Origin of the sequence: Chryseobacterium proteolyticum (assembly GCF_046591535.1) — a bacterium.
Classification (GTDB): domain Bacteria; phylum Bacteroidota; class Bacteroidia; order Flavobacteriales; family Weeksellaceae; genus Chryseobacterium; species Chryseobacterium proteolyticum.
The window spans coordinates 262,002-281,650 of the sequence record NZ_JBJLWK010000004.1 but is presented as its reverse complement, the minus strand read 5'-3'; the positions used below and the strand labels follow the sequence as shown (position 1 = coordinate 281,650).

The window sequence follows — 19,649 nt, the reverse complement described above, 5'->3', positions numbered from 1 at the left end:
AAAAGATGATTTCATTTGAATTCTTGTAAAAAAGGATTATTTTTAGCCATCTATTTTTATAACATGTGGAGTGCTTATTTGATCTTAACCGGCCTGCTGGTTCTATTGACATTATTACCTAAAATTCAAAACCAGCATTGGATATTTCGGGTTCCTGAGTTTGGAAAAATTCAAATCACGTACTTTATTGTGCTTACCTTCCTCTTAGGATTTTTCTTTAGATCAGCCGAATATTTCTGGTATTTCCAGGGCACTCTTTTTATCTTATTTGTACATCATGGGGTAATTCTTGTAAAGTATACTCCTCTCTACAGAGTAAGGAAACATCAGAGGGGCAAGCGGTCCTCTCAAAAATTACATTTCATTTCTGCCAATGTCTATCAGTTCAATACGGAATATGACAAGTTTATCGGTCTTATCAACCGAAACAAGCCGGAAATGTTCCTTACCATGGAAAGCAATGGAGTTTGGGAAAATGCATTAAGAGCTTTAGAAAAAGACTACCCCTATCATCATAAGGTAACCTTGGAAAATACTTATGGGATGCATTTTTATTCTAAAATTCAGATCAAAAATTCCACTACACATTATTTTGTAGCTGAAGATATTCCAAGCATTGAAATCCATTTAGAGACAGAAGACGGCTTCTCTTTTGTTTTTTTCGGGGTTCATCCACCGCCTCCCAGCCCAACGGAAGAAGCGACATCAAAGGAGCGGGACGGCGATCTCCTGAGCATTGCAAAACGTGTTAAAGATATCAGTGAACCTGTACTTGTCGTTGGTGATTTTAATAATGTTGCCTGGTCAAGGTCTTCTATACTGTTCAGAAAAACAAGCCACCTTATTGATCCGAGAATCGGACGTGCCTTTGTTCCAACCTTCCACGCCAAATACCAATTACTGAGATTCCCTATCGATTTAATGTTTCATAGTGAAGACATCTTTATTAAAGAACTTAAGACCCTAGACAATTTTGGCTCGGACCACCTACCGGTATATTGCGAATTCTTTATCGATCATCATAATACGGGTCAGGAAGAAAGAATAGAAGTTGCTGACGCCGAAGAAAAGGCTGAGGCTGAAGAAATGATCATCGAAGGAAAAAAAGAAGATGGTGACCGGGATGCTGTTGTTACAGAATAATATTTTATCTATAGCAAGCGCATTCTTCGATTAAATAGAATAAAAAAAGCTGTTTCATTTCTGAAACAGCTTTTATATCAAAGTAAACGATGATTAAAATTTAATCACAGATTTCATTTTTTCGTTTTCTTCCATTACCAATTCATCATCAACAAGGATTTTTCCTGAATGTTCATCGATAATGATTTTCTTTCTCTGAGCGATTTCCATCTGTTTTTGTGGAGGAATTGTAAAGAAAGATCCTTTCGGAGCACCTCTTTCTAAACCTACCACAGCTAATCCGTTGATAGAGTTCGTTCTGATTCTGTTGTAAGAAGCTAGTAATCTTTCATCAATCTTACCTGCAAATTCTTTAGACTGCTCAATTAAATAATCTTCCTCTTTCTGAGTTTCAGAAACTAAACCTTCTAATTCTTCTTTTTTGAATTTAAGGTGGTTTTTAAGATCGTTAATTTTTGAATTCAGTTCTTCCAGAGTCTCATTTTTATGAGTGATTTTGATCCCAAATTCTTTAATTCTTTTTTCCGCAAGCTGGATTTCAAGATCTTGGAATTCAATCTCCTTACCTAAAGCTTCAAACTCTTTATTGTTTCTTACGTTATCTTGTTGAGATTTGTATTTCTCAATTAGAGTTTTCGCATGGTTAATTACTTCATGCTTTGTTTTGATCTGATCTTCCTGATCCTTAATTTCTGCATGAAATTTTTCAGCTCTTTTTTCAAGCCCTTCTATCTCGATTTCAAGATCTTCAACCTCAATTGGCAATTCTCCTCTTGTATTTCGGATTTCATCCAATCTTGAATCTATGATTTGTAAATCGTATAAAGCTCTTAATTTCTCTTCAACTGAAATATCGTTGGTTTTTGCCATATCTAAAGGAAATAATTTACTGGGTTTGTTTTTTCGTTGGATTTTGAGATTGCAAATGTACTAAATTTTTGTGACAAAATTTCAAATAATTGTTTTACAACCCATTGTTCTGATTCATAATGTCCTATATCACAAATCAGCATTTTAGATTCTGCTAAAAAAAAAATCGTGATATTTAACGTCTCCGGTCAGGTAGGCATCACATTTTTTAGATAATGCGGATTTTATTCCACTCGCTCCTGAGCCTCCTAAAACGCCAACTCTTTTAATCTTTTTATTAGTAAGCCCTGAATATCTGATCATTTCAAGATTAAATTTCTCCTTAACAAAACGTAAAAAGTCCTCTTCATTCATTGCTTCTTCAAACTCTCCATACATTCCCAATCCTGAATACTGGTTTTCATTGTCCAGACTATAGATCTGGTAGGCTACTTCCTCATATGGATGTGAAGATTTCATAGCAGAAATAATCTGATTTTGTTTATAGCCTTCAAAAATTACAGAAATCATATTTTCATCTGCATTTTCCCTGATATTCTGCTTTCCTGAAAATGGATTCGAGCCCTCAATTGGTCTGAAAGTTCCATTGCCATTAATACTGAAACTGCACTCATCATAGAAACCAATATTTCCTGCACCGGCAGAGAAAAGAGATTCTTTTACTTTTTCAGAATGATCTTTAGGAACAAATACGGTAAGTTGTTTCAGATTATCTTTCTTCGGCTGAAGGATTTTCACTTCTTTTAATCCCAACTGGTTGCATATTCCTGCATTAACCCCAAAAAAATCATTATCAAACGCAGTATGAATTGCATAGATTGCAACCTTATTCTCGATGGCTTTTAAAACAGCCCTTTCAACATAGTTTTTCCCGGTAAGAGATTTTAACCCTGAAAAAATAATCGGATGAAAACATACGATCAGATTTAATTTCTTTTGAATAGCTTCTTCTACAACATTCTCTAAAGCATCGTGACATACTAAAATACCACTCACCTCCCGTTCCGGAACCCCGCACAACAACCCTACATTATCAAAGTCTTCTGCCTGTTGTAAGGGAATACGTTTTTCTATTTCCGAAATTACTTCTCTTATTGTCATTTATTATGTATGTTTGCTACGAAAATAGGGATAATTTCTTAAATTAGAAAAAACTCAAAGTATGGAAAAAGAACACAATCTTGTCCCGGAGGATACATTATGGAAAAGATTTCTTTATCGTGTTATTTACCGTTCCGATACCAGATTGGGAAAGCTTTTCGATATTATATTGTTGGCATTAATCCTTGTCAGCACACTTATCATTATGATGGAAAGTGTTCCGAAGCTGGATCAAAGATTCCATCTTACATTTATTGTTTTTGAATGGATTATTTCTTTATTTTTTTCCGCAGAATACCTGCTGCGTATTATGGTCGTAAAAAATAAGAAAAATTATATCTTCAGCTTCTTTGGAATTATAGATTTTCTTGCCCTGGTTCCTTTCTACCTCAGTTTTTTCTTTCCGGTAACCAAATATTTCCTGATATTCAGAATGTTGAGAATGCTAAGGGTGTTTAGAATTTTCAATTTACTGGATTTTATGAATGACGGATATCTCATTGTACGGGCATTGAAAAACAGTTCAAGAAAGATCTATATTTTCCTGTTGTTCCTTATCATTTTTTCGGTGATTGTAGGTTCTTTGATGTTTATGGTGGAAGGAGGAAGAACCGGTTTTGAAACCATTCCCCAATCTATTTACTGGGCTGTGGTTACAGTAACTACAGTAGGTTACGGAGATGTTTCACCCATTACACCTATGGGAAAATTTTTTGCAGTTATACTGATGCTTGCCGGCTACTCTATTATTGCTGTACCCACCGGTATTGTAACGGCAGAGATGAGGAATAAAAGACAAAACCTGGAAAAGATCTGCGAACGTTGCGGAAATGAAGATATTGATGATGATGCGAGGTATTGCAAACAGTGTGGCAAGAAATTAGCTTAATATCATTTATCAAATTAATCTATTAACCCAATACCACAAAATCATGGAACCAAAAAAGAAAAACAAGCCCAATAGTTTAGTTATTATTCTTTTTGCTTTAGTTGCATTAATGATTATTATTTATTTTATACTAGCTATGTTCTTCCCTACTGTTTTTGAACATATGAGTACAGGTGATATACAACCTGTTCCTAATAAATAAAAAAGGTGGCTGATGCCACCTTTTTTGTTGAATATAAATTACTTATTTCTTAATTACTTTGGTCGTCTTTTTAGAGCCGTCCTTCATTTCAAGAGTAACCAGATACAATCCTGATTTCAGATCCTCCAAATGAATTACCGTATCTGGGCTAACGATCATTTTAACCAATCTTCCTGAAACATCTGATACAGAAATAGATTTAACGTTATCAATATCTGCAATGTTCAGAACATCAGTAAACGGATTCGGATAAATTCCACTGGCTTTTTTAATTAAAGCAGGAGTTGAAATACCTGAAGCATGTCTATCTGAACTCTCTTTATTGATATTGATCGTAAACGCTCCTTCGAGCTCATCTGTATACTCGCTATAATATCCTACATTCACATAATAAACAGTTCCGGATATAGTTGGAACAGACAATGTTTCAGTCTCTCCATCTGCCATATTATCTACAGTATCCACACATACTAAACTGCCGCATGTTCCACTGAAAACACCAATCTGAGGATCGAAATCACTTCCTGAAGGCATACTCACGGTAATATTAACTGTTTCTCCGTCACCAACAAATGTAAACCATGTTCCATCATTCATGCCACTTTCACAAGCGTTGATAAATCCTCCGTTATTTGTTGCACCACCTCCGTCAGTCTGCACATAAGTATAAGGGAAAGAAGATGCTAGCAGAGCTCCTAAACATTCGTCATTAGCCGGTGCCGGTGGAATACTTCCGACACAGATGTCAAAGCTTTGATTGCTTCCTGTTCCATAGTAACTGTAAACTCTGATGTAATAAGTTTGTCCTATAGTTAGCCCGGAAACAACACCTGACGTAGGATCCGAACAAAGAATGCTGGATAAAGTACCACAAGATCCGCTAAATACCTGGAAGTAAATATCATCATCATCTTCTGTACCGATAGAAGTTACATTCAGGAGAGAGATTTTCTGGCTTGTTCCTGTCGCTACAAATTTAAACCACACATCATCATCAGGATTACCATAGCAAGGAGTAGCAGCAATTCCTGAAGCCGTAGCTCCTAGTGTATAACCTGATGTTACTGTTCCACAATTGAGATCAGGATTCACCGTTAAAGTTACCGCTCCTATACAGTTATCATTCAGAGGAACCGGAGGGGCTGTTTTAAATTTCACTTCAGCGCATCCTGAAGATTCACCGGCCGCTGATACAGAAACCACCCGTAAATAATAAGTAGTATTTACGCTTAATAAGGTAGGAACAGCAAAACTAGCAGCACTTACAGATTGTTGATTGATGATTTGTGTTCCACCAGGAGTTGTACCTATGGAAACTTTATATCCTGTAGCTCCTGCAACCGGGCTCCAGAGAATGGTAGGTAACAATGGAATAAACACGGCGTTATTTGTCGGATAAGTTATTGACGGACAAACGGGAACAGGTTTTGGTGTTAATCCGTTGATTGTAATGGCCGATTTAAAGGAAGCCTGATGTCCTACAGGAGGATAAACAGGATTCGGATTGGTCCCATCATTTCTGAAATAAAGAGTAGAATTTGGTGCTGAAGGATACACATGCATGATCTCGTCCCCATTATCATCATAATCAGCTGAATTTTCATCAACAGCAACCACAAGGTTATCTGTATTATTATAATGAAAAGGTGTCGCAAAAGTGATGTTGATAACTCCATTCACATTAGTAACTGTTCCGGCATACACCTGAGTCAGTCCGGAAACAGGGATCCAATCGGATTCGGTGTTGAAACTGGATTTTGTGGTAAGCCCTAAATAGACCACCCAATCTGAAGAGTTAACCATTGACATCGACGGATTACTATAAAATGTAAGCCCTGTTATATTCCCTGCCGCGTCAGCATTAATTTCCTGTTTTGAGAAAATCTGCTGCACATAGGAATATCCATAGTATGTACTGATCGGAGCTGGTCCTACATCAGTACTTCCCGAGCCCAAATTGATTTGAGCATTCAACACCATGCTTAAAAACAATAAGCATGAAAGTAAAATTTTTTTCATAAATATAATGTTTGGTATTAGACCACTAATTTACCAATAATACAGCAAGCATCGAAGAAAAATGACAGCTAAAATTTAGCTGTCATCAATATTTATATATAAAATCTGATTCTATTTTTTAATTGCTTTGATCGTTTGTTTAGATCCGTCTTTCATTGTTAATGTGACCAGATATAGACCTGATTGAATATCAGCCAGATGAATAACCGGACCAGGATTATCAATTGTTTTTATCCATCTTCCGGAAATATCAGTAACAGTAACGGATTTTACATTAGCAATGTCAGAAATATTCAAAATATCTGAGAAAGGATTCGGATAAACACTGATTCCTTTCTTATTTCCTGCTACTTCAGAGGTTCCAAGATTATTTTTTGCTATATTAATCGTGAAAGTTCCTTCCATGTTATCCGTGAATCCACTATAATTACCCACATTTACATAATATGTAGTACCAGGCTGAGTAGGTATTGATAGAGTTTCTGTTCCTCCGGAGCCATTATTATCTACCGTATCCACACATGCAAGACTTCCACATGTTCCACTGTAAACACCGATCTGAGGATCAAAATCACTACCTGCCGGCATTGTAACAGTAATATCAAATGTTGCACCATCACCGGTAAATGTAAACCAGGTACCATCATTCATACTATCGGAACATACAGTAACAAATCCGCCATTATTTGTTGCACCACCTCCGTCAGATTGTACATAAGTATAAGGGAAGGCTGACGCCGTCAACGCTCCGGAACAATCATCATTGGCTGGTGGCGGTGGCATTGTACCTACGCAGATATCAAAACTTTGATTGGATCCTGTATCGAAATAACTGTAAACCCTCACATAATAGGTATCTCCAACAGTAAGTCCGGTTAAAACTGATGATGTATCATCGGAACATAGAATGCTCGACAATGTACCACAGGCACCGCTAAACACCTGGAAATAGGTATCATCATCATTGGTAGTTCCTACAGAAACCACATTCAGGAGTGATATTTTATGCGTTGTAGCAGTAGCAACAAATTTAAACCATACATCATCATCAGGATCGCCATAACATGGATCAGGAATTAAGCCTGAATCTGTTGCTCCCAAAGTATATCCTGCGGTTACAGCACCACAATTAAGATCCGGATTTACTGTTAAAGTAATCGCTCCCGCACAATCGTCATTCGATGGAGCTGGCGGAGAAGTCTTAAATGTAATTTCTGTACATCCTGAAGATTCACCGGCCGCTGATACTGAAACTACCCGTAGATAATAATTGGTATTAGCACTTAAAGGTGCAGCTGGAGTAAAGCTATTGGTCGCTACAGATTGTTGATTCACCACATCAGTTCCTCCCGGAGTTGTTCCTATAGAAACCTTGTAACTTGTCGCTCCCGATGTATTATTCCAGTTGATGGTAGGTGATAATGGGATGAAGGTTGAATTATTTGAAGGATATGTTATGACAGGACAGGCAGCAATTGGATTTGCTGTTAATCCCAGAAATGTAATTACCGATTTATAATCTGCCAAATCTCCTGCCGGAGGTGAAGCCGGATCAGGATTGTTACTGTCATTTTTATAAAACAAAGTAGAATTTGCGGCACCGGAATAAACATACATTGCCTCATCATTATTATCATATCCCGGCGAATTTTCTTCTGCAGCTACGACTAGATTATCCGTATTGTTATAAGGAAATGGTGTTGTAAAAGTAATTTCCACCACTCCGTTAGCATTGGTAATTGTTCCTGCATATACCTGAGTCAACTGAGAAACCGGTATCCAGTCTGTATCTGAAGTAAATCCTGATTTTGAGGTATGCCCGAGATATACCACCCAGTCGGATGAATTTGCCAAAGACATCGAAGGATCCAGGTAGAACTTAAGTCCCGTAATGTTTCCTGCTGCATTTGCATTGATTTCCTGCTTAGGGTAAATCTGCTGAACATAGGAATATCCGTAATAGCTACTGATCGGAGCTGTACCAACGTCAGTGCTTCCAGCGCCCAAATCAATCTGGGCGTTTAGTGCCATGCTTACAATCAAGAAACATGAGAGTAAAAATTTTGCCATAAAATAACAGTTTTAGTGTTTAATATACTAATTTACTAATAATATAATGAATAAAATAAAAAAATGGCAGCTAATATCTTAGCTGCCATCATTATTTATAAATTAAATCGAATTCTATTTTTTGATCGCTTTAATCGTTTGTTTAGAACCATCTTTCAATTCAAGTGTAATCAGATACATTCCTGAATTCAATTCTCCTAACTGAAGAACCGAAGTAGGGTTCGCAATTGTTTTTACTAATCTTCCTGCCACATCAGAAACAGAAACAGATTTCACTTTAGAAACATCAGAAATGTTCAGCACATCTGCAAATGGATTAGGATAAACTTTAATCGTATTCTTAGCATTAGCTACTTCTGAAGTTCCCAGACTCGGATCCAGCATATAGCTGATATCATCTATAAGAACACTATTGGCAGGAGTTCCTGTATGTTTAAATACAAGCTTGTTAACACCAGCCGGCACTCCCGTAATACTAAGTTGGTAATCATCAGCAACCGTTACACTTGTAGAAGTATACGTTCCCAATACTACAAAAGTTGAAGTATTAGCAGGATCTGTTAAATAACCGATCTGAACAACTCCTCCGGCAGTATAATTTGCTCTTGCCTTAAATTTAAGGATGTAGTTATTAGACTGTAGATTCGCAATTTCAGGAGTCGCTAACATTCCTGTACTTGAGCCACTTGTATAAAGGTACAATGCATTAGCCCCACTGATTATAGCACCAGTATTTGCACTCGTATAAGCCATTACTTTCGCATAACTAACGGTAGAACCTATACTTGTCCAGCATGGAGGAAGACTTCCTTCCGCTGTTGAATCAAAGTTTTCAGTCAATGTTTGTGATGTAATACAAGCAGTTGTAAATGTTGCCAATTGAGACCATGCACTTTTATCTGAAGAACTACATACTGAACGTACCCAAACATAATATACGGTAGCTGCAGTAAGATTATTTAAATCAGCTGTAACCGTAGTACTCGTTCCCGATGCTTGAGTAGTAGCAGTTGGAGCCGTGTTAGAAGTAGAATAATAATACTCATAACCACCGGCAGGTACAGTAGCAGGAGCAGTCCATGAAATCGTTGCCGTAGTAGCCGCTACATTCGATACTACCAATGCAGAAGGCTCAGCACAAGTCGGTGTAGCATCAATAACGATATTATCTACGTACAATCTGTTCATATCAGCATCTGAGTATGCATTAAATCCAAAATAATACACTCCGGAAGCTGCAGGAACAAAATCTACAGTTGCAGAAATTGGTGTAGTACCATTGGTTACATTAGGGTAATCTGCTAATACGTTAGTCATTGAAGCACTGGATTCAGCAGTACCATAAGCTACTTTCAGTTTTTCAGGATATGTAGTACCACTTGCATTTCCATAGATGTATTTTATTCTGTAAGATACTCCCCCTGTAAGGTTAATACCTTGTGTATAAAACCATGCGTTAGCCGCATTTGAACTATTGTAAGTGTAGTTAAGAACCTTAGTATTGAACCCTCCTCCCGCAGAAGAATAGGTTGTCCAGTTATTACCATTCCCTGCATTTTCAATAGAAGTACAAGCTGGCAATGCAGGAGTCGATACACTTTCGAAATTCTGAGAGTAAGGAATGTTGGTTGGTCCACAAATCGTAGAGAAACTTCTTTCTGTACAAGATGACGACGTACTGGTTGGGCTGTAGGAATTTACAGTGTAATAATAAGTACTGCTTAATGTTAATGGAGTAGTAAATGTATATGTAGTCACATTTCCTAAATCCAGATTATTCAGGATATCTGTTCCACCTGGTGTAGTTCCTACAGTAAGTTTATATCCTGTAGCAGAATTTACCGCACCCCATGTAATGGTAGGAGTTAATGGCTGTCCGATAGCCCCTGCAGATGGTGCAGATACAGTCGGACAAACTACTGCGCGTGTTGTGAAAGAAGTACTTGTACATCCGGATGCCGATCCAATGTTATTCTTCGGAATTATTGTTACATAATACAACGTTGAATAATTCAGCGCTGAAGTATTTGGAATGGTATAGCTGGTTACTGCACCTACATCAAGACCATTTACAACATCAGTTCCCCCTGCTGTTGTTCCGATATTTAATGTATACCCTGTTGCAAAGGCAGCAGAAGCCCAGGTAATAGTTGGTGTTACCGAGATTCCTGTTGCTGCATCGGCAGGAGCTGAAATCTGAGTACATGAAGGCGCATTTGTTAAGGTCTGAGCTAGCTGAACATCATCAAACCCCATATAGAAGTCTCCGGTAGATGTACTTGTGCTTTTCAGTCTGAACTTAAAGCTTGCCCCTGTTGGAATTGTTCCCGCAGGAATTGTTCCTGAAACGGTCGTACATGGAATCGGGGTTCCATTAGGACTATCAAGAACCACAGGCGCTAGGATATCAACCCATGTCGTCCCTCCATCTACAGAGTAATCCGCAGCTACACTTCCGCTAACGGCACCTGAAGTACTATACCCTTTCGCAAGGTATTTGAAAGAATACGTAAGCGCAGTTGCATTAGAAGTTGTGGAAGAATAGGTCAAATTCCAACCTGTGTAGGTAGATCCATAAATATTCTTATAGACCGCTTTGCTCCCGACACAGGCCGTACCCGCACTTGTCCCATACCCTCCTGGTGTGGAACTCGTTCCTGATCCGGTCGTTGTACTGGCCCATCCTGAAGGCAAACTTGAGCCTTCGAACCCCTCAGTAACTAAAATCTGTGCAGATGCCCCTATACCAAGAGCCATCATACACGTGAGTAGAAGTTTTTTCATATATGGTAGAAAATTTAAATTGGACGGTAAATGTAAATAATATTTCAATTAAATTCAATAAAAACTTAAAATCGTTATTAAATAAGATGCCTTTTAACCAATTTTATTAAACAAAACCAAACAATCATTTAATTTTATTTAAAAACTCAACAAATATTGAATTAAATTAAACTACTAATAATCAACTAATTACAAAATTAATTTTGAAACCACTCATTGTTAAAATCCACTTGAGATACCACAGAAAAAAATATTAACTTTTTTTAAACTATTTTTGAATATTAAATTAAATACCACAAAAAAAGCGGTCAAAAACCGCTTTTTTTTTAATCCAATTATCTTTTAATTTAAATAAAATTCATATTTATTGAGCAACTGAATCTCTTTAATGAGGTCCCCATTCAGATCAACGGAATGTTTCATGGACTGTACTTCAATCTGTGAATCATCTTCAATATCCTTAATATAAAATTTAAACTTCTGATCTCCGCGGTTCCTATCCAGCACATTTCTGAAAAATTCCAGATCCTCAGGTCTAAAATCCATAACATCCATGACCAGAGAGATGCTTTTCGCAAATCTTTCAAATGCTTCCTGAAGTTCGATCACGTCATTTACATTAACAAAAACACGTCCGTCCTTCACCTGGGCGAATTTTATTTTAAAAATAACGAAACGCTGGACTTCCAGCTTTTCCTTTAGCTTCATATAATCTCTATCCCCTAATCTGAATGAATATGATCCTGAATAATCCTCAAGGGTAACGAAAGCTACTTTTTCACCACTCCTGAAACCATCCTGAACCCTGTATTCAGTAATCAGACCGGCCACAGTATATTCTTTTCCGCCACCTCCATTTTCTCTTTCCTTTTGTAAGGTTTTCCAGTCTTTTTTCTTTTCCTCAAATAGCTCTTCCTGCTTATTAGCGAAGGCTTGTTCCTTGTATGCATCCACCTCATCAAGGTTCAGGAATAAAAAATTACCTTTTGGTTCTGCCTTTTTAACTACCTCTTCAATAATTTCTTCTCCTCCCAAAATCTCATCAGAAACAATCTCCGTTAAGTCAACGGTTTCTTCCTGAGAATCTGCTTCAAGAATAGGAGCTTCATCTACAACCGCTTTATTATGTTCATCTTTTTCCAGAACAGATTTCTTTGAAAGGCTTCCCTGTATAAACTGGAACTGATATTTAAATTCATCCAAGGGATGTGCGGAAAGATAGAAGCCAATGATTTCTTTTTCTTTGTTCAGCTTGTGCATATTCGGCCATTCCGGACAAGGTGCTAATTTAGGCTGTTCAATCTGAACCTCTTCCGCAAAATCCGCGAAAAGGGAATTTTCCATTTCATTCTTTCCTTCCTGAAAGCTCTGTCCATATCTTATCAAACGCTCCAGGTTTGTTTTGCCCGCGGCATCAATGTCAAAATACTGTCCCCTGTGAAACGTGTCCAATTCGTCAAATGCACCGGCCAAAACCAAACTTTCAGCCACTCTCTTGTTCATCTGTGAAGGTAAAATCCTTTCAAAGAAATCATAAATATTCTTGAATCTTCCGTTTTCTCTTTCACGCGTTATGGCCTCACTAGGTCCCTCCCCGATTCCTTTGATCGCTCCCAACCCGAAGCGGATCTGTCCTTTTTCGTTTACTGAGAATTTATATTGAGATTCATTAACGTCAGGACCTAATACATCAACTCCCATACTTTTACAATCCTCCATGAACATGGTAATGGAGTCTGTATTGTTAATGTTATTACTCATAACACTCGCCATATACTCTGCCGGATAATTGGCTTTCAGATAAGCAGTCTGATAAGCAATAAATGCATAGCATGTTGAGTGAGATTTGTTGAAGGCATATTCCGCAAAGGCTTTCCAGTCATTCCAGATTTTCTCCAGCCTTTCTTCGTTCAGGTTATTTTTTCTACCCCCTTCAATGAACTTAGGATACATTTTATTAAGAACGTCGATCTGTTTCTTACCCATCGCTTTTCTCAAAGTATCCGCTTCACCTTTTGTAAAATTAGCCAGCTTCTGGGACAAAAGCATTACCTGCTCCTGGTAAACGGTGATCCCGTATGTTTCCTTTAAATATTCTTCTGTTTCCGGTAAGTCATACACAATCTCTTCTATTCCGTGCTTTCTGTTAATGAAGTTTGGAATGTATTTGATTGGTCCCGGACGATACAAGGCATTCATGGCAATAAGGTCGGCAAAAACCGTCGGCTTAAGCTCCCTCATATACTTTTGCATTCCGGGACTTTCATATTGGAAAATCCCTACCGTTCTTCCTTCCTTAAATAGTTGATAGGTCTTAGCATCATCAAGCGGAATAAGATCCGGATCAATATCTACATTATAACGAGCCTTTACAAGCTTCAATGCATCCTTAATAATGGTTAGAGTTCTCAGCCCAAGGAAGTCCATCTTCAAAAGACCGGCACTTTCCGCTACCGAGTTATCGAACTGAGACACCAAAATATCAGCATCTTTGGCCGCAATTGTTATAGGAACCAGGTTACTTACATCTTCCGGAGTGATAATCACCCCGCAGGCGTGAATACCTGTATTCCTGATACAACCCTCCATCTTTTTCGCACTCGCAAGTACATTGTGACGGGCATCATCAGGACTTTGAAGAACATATCTCATTTCATCAACAAGCATCTGCTCTTCCGGTTTCAATTTATCATATTTCGCCAGAGCTTTGGCAATATTCATTCCTGGTGTGGAGGGAATAAGCTTGGCTATATTATTCGTATCAGGGATCGGAACATCCAATACCCTTCCGGCATCCTTAATCGCAGATTTTCCACCCAGCACCGAATAGGTGATAATCTGAGCCACCTGGCTTTGTCCGTATTTTTCGATTACCCATTTGATCACCCTATCTCTTCCTTCGTCATCAAAGTCAATGTCAATATCGGGCATGGATACCCTTTCAGGATTCAGGAATCGCTCAAACAGGAGATCATATTTGATAGGGTCTACGTTAGTAATTCCAATACAATAAGCAACTGCCGAACCGGCAGCCGAACCCCTACCGGGTCCTACCCAAACTCCCATTTTACGGGCTTCATTACAAAAATCCTGTACAATAAGGAAGTATCCCGGATAACCGGTATTGGCAATTACTTCAAGTTCGAAATCAAGACGTTCTTTAATTTCATCCGTAATACCTGTATCCACATACCTTCTTTTTGCCCCTTCATAAGTAAGGTGGGTAAGATAAGCCATCTCCCCTCTTTTTCCTCCATCTACTTCATCTTCTGCATGGATAAATTCTTCCGGAATATCAAATTTAGGAAGCAATACATCCCTTTTTAATGTATACGGACTGAATTTGGCGAAAAATTCTTCGTAAGCCTCAAAAGCATCAGGATAAGCCAGAAACGCTTCTTTTACCTCATCGGAATTTTTGATATAATATTCACCCGTCGCAAGACCTCTTCTCTTACCAAATCCTTTTCCTACAGGTGTTGAAAGCTTTTCACCATCTTTGATACAGCTTACGATATCCTGAATGTTAGCATCATCTTTATTGGTATAAAAAGTTTCGTTCTGAGCTAATATTTTAACATTATATTTATCTGCCAGATACAACAATACTTCATTCAAATGCTCTTCCTCTGGAAGTTTGTGATTCTGAAGCTGAACGTAGAAATCATCTTCAAAGGTATCTTTCCACCACTTAAACAATTCTTCCCCTTTCTGCTCACCCGTGTTCAGGATCGCGCTTGGAATATCTCCCAGAATCCCTGAAGTAAGAGCAATCAGTCCTTCCTTATACTCTGCAATCAATTCCCTGCTTATCCTTGGAACCCCAAAGTAAAATCCTTTAAGGAAACCAATACTTGAAAGTTTTGCCAGGTTCTTATATCCGTTAAAATCCTTAGCTAGCAGAACCACCTGTGTCCGTCTGTCCGGATCATCTTTTGTAAATTGTTTCTGTTCATAACGATCGGAGATATAAAATTCACATCCTACAACCGGTATCAACGGGTCAGAGACAGGCTCTTCTTCATTAAAATCCAATCCCTGCTCTTCAGCCTCCTGTTTCTTTGCAAGATATTCCTTATGTTTTTTCGATCTGTCTGAATTGGTAGCTTCTACGGCGGAAACAAATTTAAATGCCCCCATCATATTTCCCAGGTCGACCATTCCTACAGCAGGAAAATTATCCTCCGTGGCCTTATTGATCAGGTCAGAAATACTTGATGTAGCCGATAATGTTGAAAATACACTGTGATTATCAAAATGGAAATACTTGCCAAGATCAATTTCTTCAATACTTCCAAAATCAGATTGTTTTTTCTTGTTATGGAAATCCGCAACCTGCCTTCTGATTACGATATCAAACGGCTTGATAGGATCCGGGTGTAAAGTTTTAAAATAAGCAAGCTGATCTTCCGAAATCTTCAACACATCAGAAGGAATCACTCCTATTCTCATCATTTCAAAGAAAACCTGAGCAGTAGCATTTACGTCGGCAGCTGCATTGTGGGCTTCATCAAACTTATTCCCGTATAATTTTTCATAGAGTTCTTCAAGTTTCGGAGGCTTAAATCTACCACCTCTTCCACCCCCAAGCTCACAAAAATTCGTTCCCAGAATCATCGTGTCTGCTTTAGGTTTTTCCTGAAGAATGTCCTTTATATTTTTTCTGAAAAGCTCAGCTCCTACAATATTGTAATCAAACTCCACATTGTGTCCGGAAACAACCCTTACTTTTTCTAAGACTGTAGAAAACTCTTTAAGAATCTCTTCAAGGTCTCTACCTTCTTCATTGGCAATCTTCGTCGTAATTCCGTGAATACGGGCTGCATTAAAGGGAATATCGTATCCCTCAGGCTTTATAATATAATCCTGATTTTCAATCAGCGTTCCATCATCATCATGTAACTGCCATGCAATCTGCACCATTCTTGGCCAGTTATCGGAATCTGAAAGTGGAGCATTGAAATTCTTTGGTAACCCTGTTGTTTCTGTGTCAAAAACTAAATACATGTATTTTCTAGCTTTTTAATTAAAAAAGAGAATGTAAAGTTACTCCAATTTTTTTTGATCTGAATGAGTTTTTATCCATAAACGTCAATTCTGCCGATATAAATAATCCATAAAATAAGATAGCGCCTTAGTTAATATAGGTAATACCCAGGGCAGAAAAATTAAAAAGAAAAATAGATGGTCACAAAATACTAACAGTTGTTCGTATTTTGTTTTTTTATGTATATTTGCTTCCTATGGAAAATACACTTCACGAGAAAGTTTCTCAGGATATTTTACTTAAAGCTTATACCCATATGATGCTTGCCAAAGCCATGGCAGACATCTACGAAGAAAACAGAAATGTTTGTAAATATGTTCATAGTACTTCAAGAGGTCATGAAGCAATCCAGCTGGCTACCGCATATCAGTTAAAAAAAGAAGACTGGGTTTCTCCCTATTACAGGGATGAAAGTATTCTTTTGGGGATAGGATTTGAGCCATATCAATTGATGTTGCAGCTATTGGCAAAAGCAGAAGACCCTTTTTCAGGAGGAAGATCTTACTACTCCCATCCGTCCAGCAGGGATGAAAAAATGCCAAAGATCATTCACCAGAGCTCAGCGACAGGAATGCAAACCATCCCGACTACAGGTGTAGCACAGGGAATAAAATATATTCAGGATTTTAATTTACAGAATTTTGAAAACAACCCGGTTGTTGTGTGCAGCCTGGGTGATAATTCGGTCACTGAAGGTGAAGTAAGCGAAGCATTACAGTTTGCTGCCTTACATCAGCTTCCGATCATCTTCCTTGTTCAGGATAATGAATGGGGAATTTCTGTAACCAAGGAAGAAGCACGGACTTGCGATGCTTATGATTTCGTTGCAGGATTTACAGGTCTCAGCAGAATGAGAGTAGACGGAACTGACTTTGCGGAAAGTTTCGAAGTGATGAAAAAAGCTGTAGACTTTGTAAGGACCGAAAGAAAACCATTAGTGGTTTGTGCAAAAACGGTACTTATCGGACACCATACATCAGGCGTGCGAAGAGAGTTCTACAGGGATGATGAAGATCTTGAAAAGCACAGAGCTAAAGATCCGGGAGAGATCCTGAGAAAACAATTACTGGAAACAGGAGTCGATGAAGAATTACTGAAACAGATCACGAAGAAGGCAAGGCTTGAAGTTGAAGAAGCTTTTGACAGAGCTCAAAAAGCAGAAGACCCGAAACCGGAAACCGTAATGCAGCATATCTTTGCTCCTACTCCAATTACCGAAGAAGTAGGAACCCGTGAACCGGCAGGTGGAGAAAAAATCGTAATGGTAGACGCTGCCATTCATGCAATTCAGGAACTGATGTGGAAACATCCTGAAGCATTGCTTTACGGTCAGGACGTAGGAGAGAGAATCGGTGGTGTTTTCCGTGAAACGGTTACATTAGGTAAAAAGTTCGGAAGCAAAAGAGTATTCAATACGGCAATCCAGGAAGCTTATATTATTGGATCTACTGCGGGGATGAGTGCTGTAGGCCTTAAGCCGATTGTAGAAGTTCAGTTTGCAGATTATATTTATCCGGGTATCAACCAGCTTATCACTGAGATTTCAAAATCAAATTATTTAAGCAACGGAAAATTTCCGGTTAGTAATATCATCCGTGTTCCGATTGGGGCTTACGGCGGTGGCGGACCTTACCACAGCGGTAGTGTTGAAAGTATTTTAGCCAATATTAAAGGGATTAAAATTGCGTACCCGAGTAATGCAGCGGATTTCAAAGGTTTATTAAAAGCAGCTTATTATGATCCGAATCCGGTCATCATGCTCGAGCACAAAGGTCTATACTGGAGTAAAGTGCCGGGAACCGAAGATGCTAAAACAATTGAACCAGCAGAAGACTATGTACTTCCTTTTGGTAAAGGAAAAGTTATTATTGAAGCCGATAAGGGTGAAACATCCAAAGGAAGAACGCTATTGGTGGTAACCTATGGTATGGGAGTTTACTGGGCGAAAGAAGCGGCGAAAAATTTCAACGGTAGAATTGAAGTGATTGACCTGAGGACATTAATCCCTCTTGATGAAGAACTTGTTTTTGAAAGGGTAAAAGCCCATGGAAAATGTATTGTTCTTACAGAAGAACAAATTAATAATTCATTTGCTGAAGCTTTTGCGCACAGAATTTCCAAAAATTGTTTTAAATATCTTGATGCACCGGTAGAAACAATGGGCTCTCTGAATACCCCGGCAGTGCCTATCAATCTGATCCTGGAAAAAGAAATGCTTCCTAATGCCGAAAAGCTCACGAAGAAAATAGAAGAAATGTTACAATATTAAATTTTATCTATAAAACACAACCTCTAATTATTTAGAGGTTTTTTTATGCTCTTTTTTTACTAATTTTAAAAAAGTATTTGTTTCCATTATATACTTGAATACAGATGATTAAAATTAAAAAACTACAAAAGAAGCTTATGATCGGTGCAGAATAAAGTCCATAACCTTTTTTTATGGTATTTATTTTGCTAAACAAAATCTTTATAAAAACACATCTCCTTCTATGATCACAACAAAATATTTCAACTATAAACAAATATTTAATCTTGCAGGTTCTCATTTAATATGGCTTACCGCATGGTGTACCCTTGTAGCAGCAATTTATTATTTCTTCAACTGGCAATGGATGATCATTCCGTGGGTACCGCTGGCATTAATTGGAACGGCAGAAGCTTTTTACGTAGGATTTAAGAATAACCAGGCTTACGACAGATTATGGGAAGCCAGAAAAATCTGGGGTGCTATTGTCAACTCAAGCCGTTCTTTTGCGGCAATGCTTTATGCTTTTGAAACCGAAGATGCTGATCATACCAATCTCGAGGAAAGAAGAAAAACAATTGCCTACCGCCACATAGCATGGTTATATACTTTCCGCGAACAGCTCCTTGCTCCCACCGAATGGGAACACATCAGTCTTAAAAAACATTTCGGCGCCATCAATATCAGACGTCACAGATTGATGAAAGCAGGATTTCCTGATTATGGGAGAACACCTATTTTTTTACATAAATATCTTTCTGCTGAGGAATTTGCCCTCCAAGCGGATTACAAAAACTTTGCAACCTTTCTAATTTCAAAACAGGCAAAAGAAATCAACGAACTGAAAAACGACCATACCATTTCAGATTTCAATCAGATGCAGTTACAAAGCTGTCTCAATCAGTTTTATGATTTTCAGGGACAGGCTGAAAGAATTAAAAAATTCCCATCACCACGACAATTTGCAAGTACAGCATTCGTTTTCAATGTTATCTTTATTATGCTGCTCCCTCTTGGCCTTGTGAATGAGTTCGCAAAGTTGGGTGACTGGGGAATATGGACAAGCATCCCATTCTGCGTAATAGTGGGATGGATCTACATCGTAATGGAACTTGTAGGAGATTATTCCGAAAACCCTTTTGGAGGACTCATGTTTGATATTCCTATGTTATCCATCTGCAGAACAATAGAAATTGATGTCCTTCAGATCATGGGAGAAGAAGATCTTCCGGAACCAATCGCATCAAAGAATGGTGTCCTTGTTTAGCAAATCTTT

At 38.2% G+C, this 19,649-nt stretch carries 10 protein-coding genes and 1 pseudogene; 5 read left to right on the top strand and 6 right to left on the bottom strand.

What is annotated here, in order from left to right; translation table 11 throughout:
• Nucleotides 1–15: 15 nt before the first annotated feature.
• Nucleotides 16–1,143, top strand: coding sequence for an endonuclease/exonuclease/phosphatase family protein (locus ACJ5H0_RS17050; RefSeq protein ID WP_411250796.1), 1,128 nt, complete (start codon nt 16–18; stop codon nt 1,141–1,143).
• Nucleotides 1,144–1,236: 93 nt separating this feature from the next.
• Here the strand turns inward: ACJ5H0_RS17050 and ACJ5H0_RS17045 are convergent, their stop codons facing one another.
• Nucleotides 1,237–2,013 (bottom strand): zinc ribbon domain-containing protein, encoded by a 777-nt coding sequence (locus ACJ5H0_RS17045; RefSeq protein ID WP_172277199.1) that lies wholly within the window; start codon nt 2,011–2,013, stop codon nt 1,237–1,239.
• A gap of 2 nt (nt 2,014–2,015) precedes the next feature.
• Nucleotides 2,016–3,114, bottom strand: a pseudogene (locus ACJ5H0_RS17040) (Nif3-like dinuclear metal center hexameric protein).
• Nucleotides 3,115–3,175: 61 nt separating this feature from the next.
• On the opposite strand from ACJ5H0_RS17040, the gene ACJ5H0_RS17035 reads away from it, so the two are divergent.
• Nucleotides 3,176–4,003 (top strand): ion transporter, encoded by an 828-nt coding sequence (locus ACJ5H0_RS17035; protein ID WP_172277193.1) that lies wholly within the window; start codon nt 3,176–3,178, stop codon nt 4,001–4,003.
• Between the two features lie 43 nt (nt 4,004–4,046).
• Complete coding sequence (locus ACJ5H0_RS17030; protein ID WP_172277190.1) at nt 4,047–4,205, top strand: hypothetical protein; 159 nt, start codon at nt 4,047–4,049, stop codon at nt 4,203–4,205.
• Between the two features lie 42 nt (nt 4,206–4,247).
• Here ACJ5H0_RS17030 and ACJ5H0_RS17025 read toward each other — a convergent pair whose 3' ends face one another.
• The 4 genes from ACJ5H0_RS17025 to dnaE form a co-directional block, all read right to left on the bottom strand.
• Entirely contained in the window at nt 4,248–6,224 is a 1,977-nt protein-coding gene (locus ACJ5H0_RS17025) for a T9SS type A sorting domain-containing protein (RefSeq protein WP_411250792.1), read from the bottom strand.
• Nucleotides 6,225–6,335: 111 nt separating this feature from the next.
• Nucleotides 6,336–8,294 carry a T9SS type A sorting domain-containing protein gene (locus tag ACJ5H0_RS17020; protein WP_411250790.1) on the bottom strand — a complete coding sequence of 653 codons (1,959 nt, stop codon included), beginning with the start codon at nt 8,292–8,294 and terminating at the stop codon, nt 6,336–6,338.
• Between the two features lie 114 nt (nt 8,295–8,408).
• Complete coding sequence (locus tag ACJ5H0_RS17015) at nt 8,409–11,078, bottom strand: T9SS type A sorting domain-containing protein (protein WP_411250787.1); 2,670 nt, start codon at nt 11,076–11,078, stop codon at nt 8,409–8,411.
• Nucleotides 11,079–11,420: 342 nt separating this feature from the next.
• On the bottom strand, nt 11,421–16,085 hold the full coding sequence (gene dnaE, locus ACJ5H0_RS17010) for a DNA polymerase III subunit alpha (RefSeq protein ID WP_345989793.1): 4,665 nt from the start codon (nt 16,083–16,085) through the stop codon (nt 11,421–11,423).
• Between the two features lie 236 nt (nt 16,086–16,321).
• On the opposite strand from dnaE, the gene ACJ5H0_RS17005 reads away from it, so the two are divergent.
• Both ACJ5H0_RS17005 and ACJ5H0_RS17000 read left to right on the top strand, forming a co-directional pair.
• Complete coding sequence (locus tag ACJ5H0_RS17005) at nt 16,322–18,394, top strand: alpha-ketoacid dehydrogenase subunit alpha/beta (RefSeq protein WP_411250784.1); 2,073 nt, start codon at nt 16,322–16,324, stop codon at nt 18,392–18,394.
• A gap of 223 nt (nt 18,395–18,617) precedes the next feature.
• On the top strand, nt 18,618–19,640 hold the full coding sequence (locus ACJ5H0_RS17000; RefSeq protein ID WP_172277172.1) for a bestrophin family protein: 1,023 nt from the start codon (nt 18,618–18,620) through the stop codon (nt 19,638–19,640).
• Nucleotides 19,641–19,649: the final 9 nt, after the last annotated feature.

What these genes read in the sequence shown, in the direction of transcription:
- ACJ5H0_RS17045 (WP_172277199.1), bottom strand. Translation starts at nt 2,013, where the DNA reads ATGGCAAAAACCAACGATATTTCAGTTGAAGAGAAATTAAGAGCTTTA.
- ACJ5H0_RS17035 (WP_172277193.1), top strand. Translation starts at nt 3,176, where the DNA reads ATGGAAAAAGAACACAATCTTGTCCCGGAGGATACATTATGGAAAAGA.
- ACJ5H0_RS17030 (WP_172277190.1), top strand. Translation starts at nt 4,047, where the DNA reads ATGGAACCAAAAAAGAAAAACAAGCCCAATAGTTTAGTTATTATTCTT.
- ACJ5H0_RS17025 (WP_411250792.1), bottom strand. Translation starts at nt 6,224, where the DNA reads ATGAAAAAAATTTTACTTTCATGCTTATTGTTTTTAAGCATGGTGTTG.
- ACJ5H0_RS17020 (WP_411250790.1), bottom strand. Translation starts at nt 8,294, where the DNA reads ATGGCAAAATTTTTACTCTCATGTTTCTTGATTGTAAGCATGGCACTA.
- ACJ5H0_RS17015 (WP_411250787.1), bottom strand. Translation starts at nt 11,078, where the DNA reads ATGAAAAAACTTCTACTCACGTGTATGATGGCTCTTGGTATAGGGGCA.
- dnaE (WP_345989793.1), bottom strand. Translation starts at nt 16,085, where the DNA reads ATGTATTTAGTTTTTGACACAGAAACAACAGGGTTACCAAAGAATTTC.
- ACJ5H0_RS17005 (WP_411250784.1), top strand. Translation starts at nt 16,322, where the DNA reads ATGGAAAATACACTTCACGAGAAAGTTTCTCAGGATATTTTACTTAAA.
- ACJ5H0_RS17000 (WP_172277172.1), top strand. Translation starts at nt 18,618, where the DNA reads ATGATCACAACAAAATATTTCAACTATAAACAAATATTTAATCTTGCA.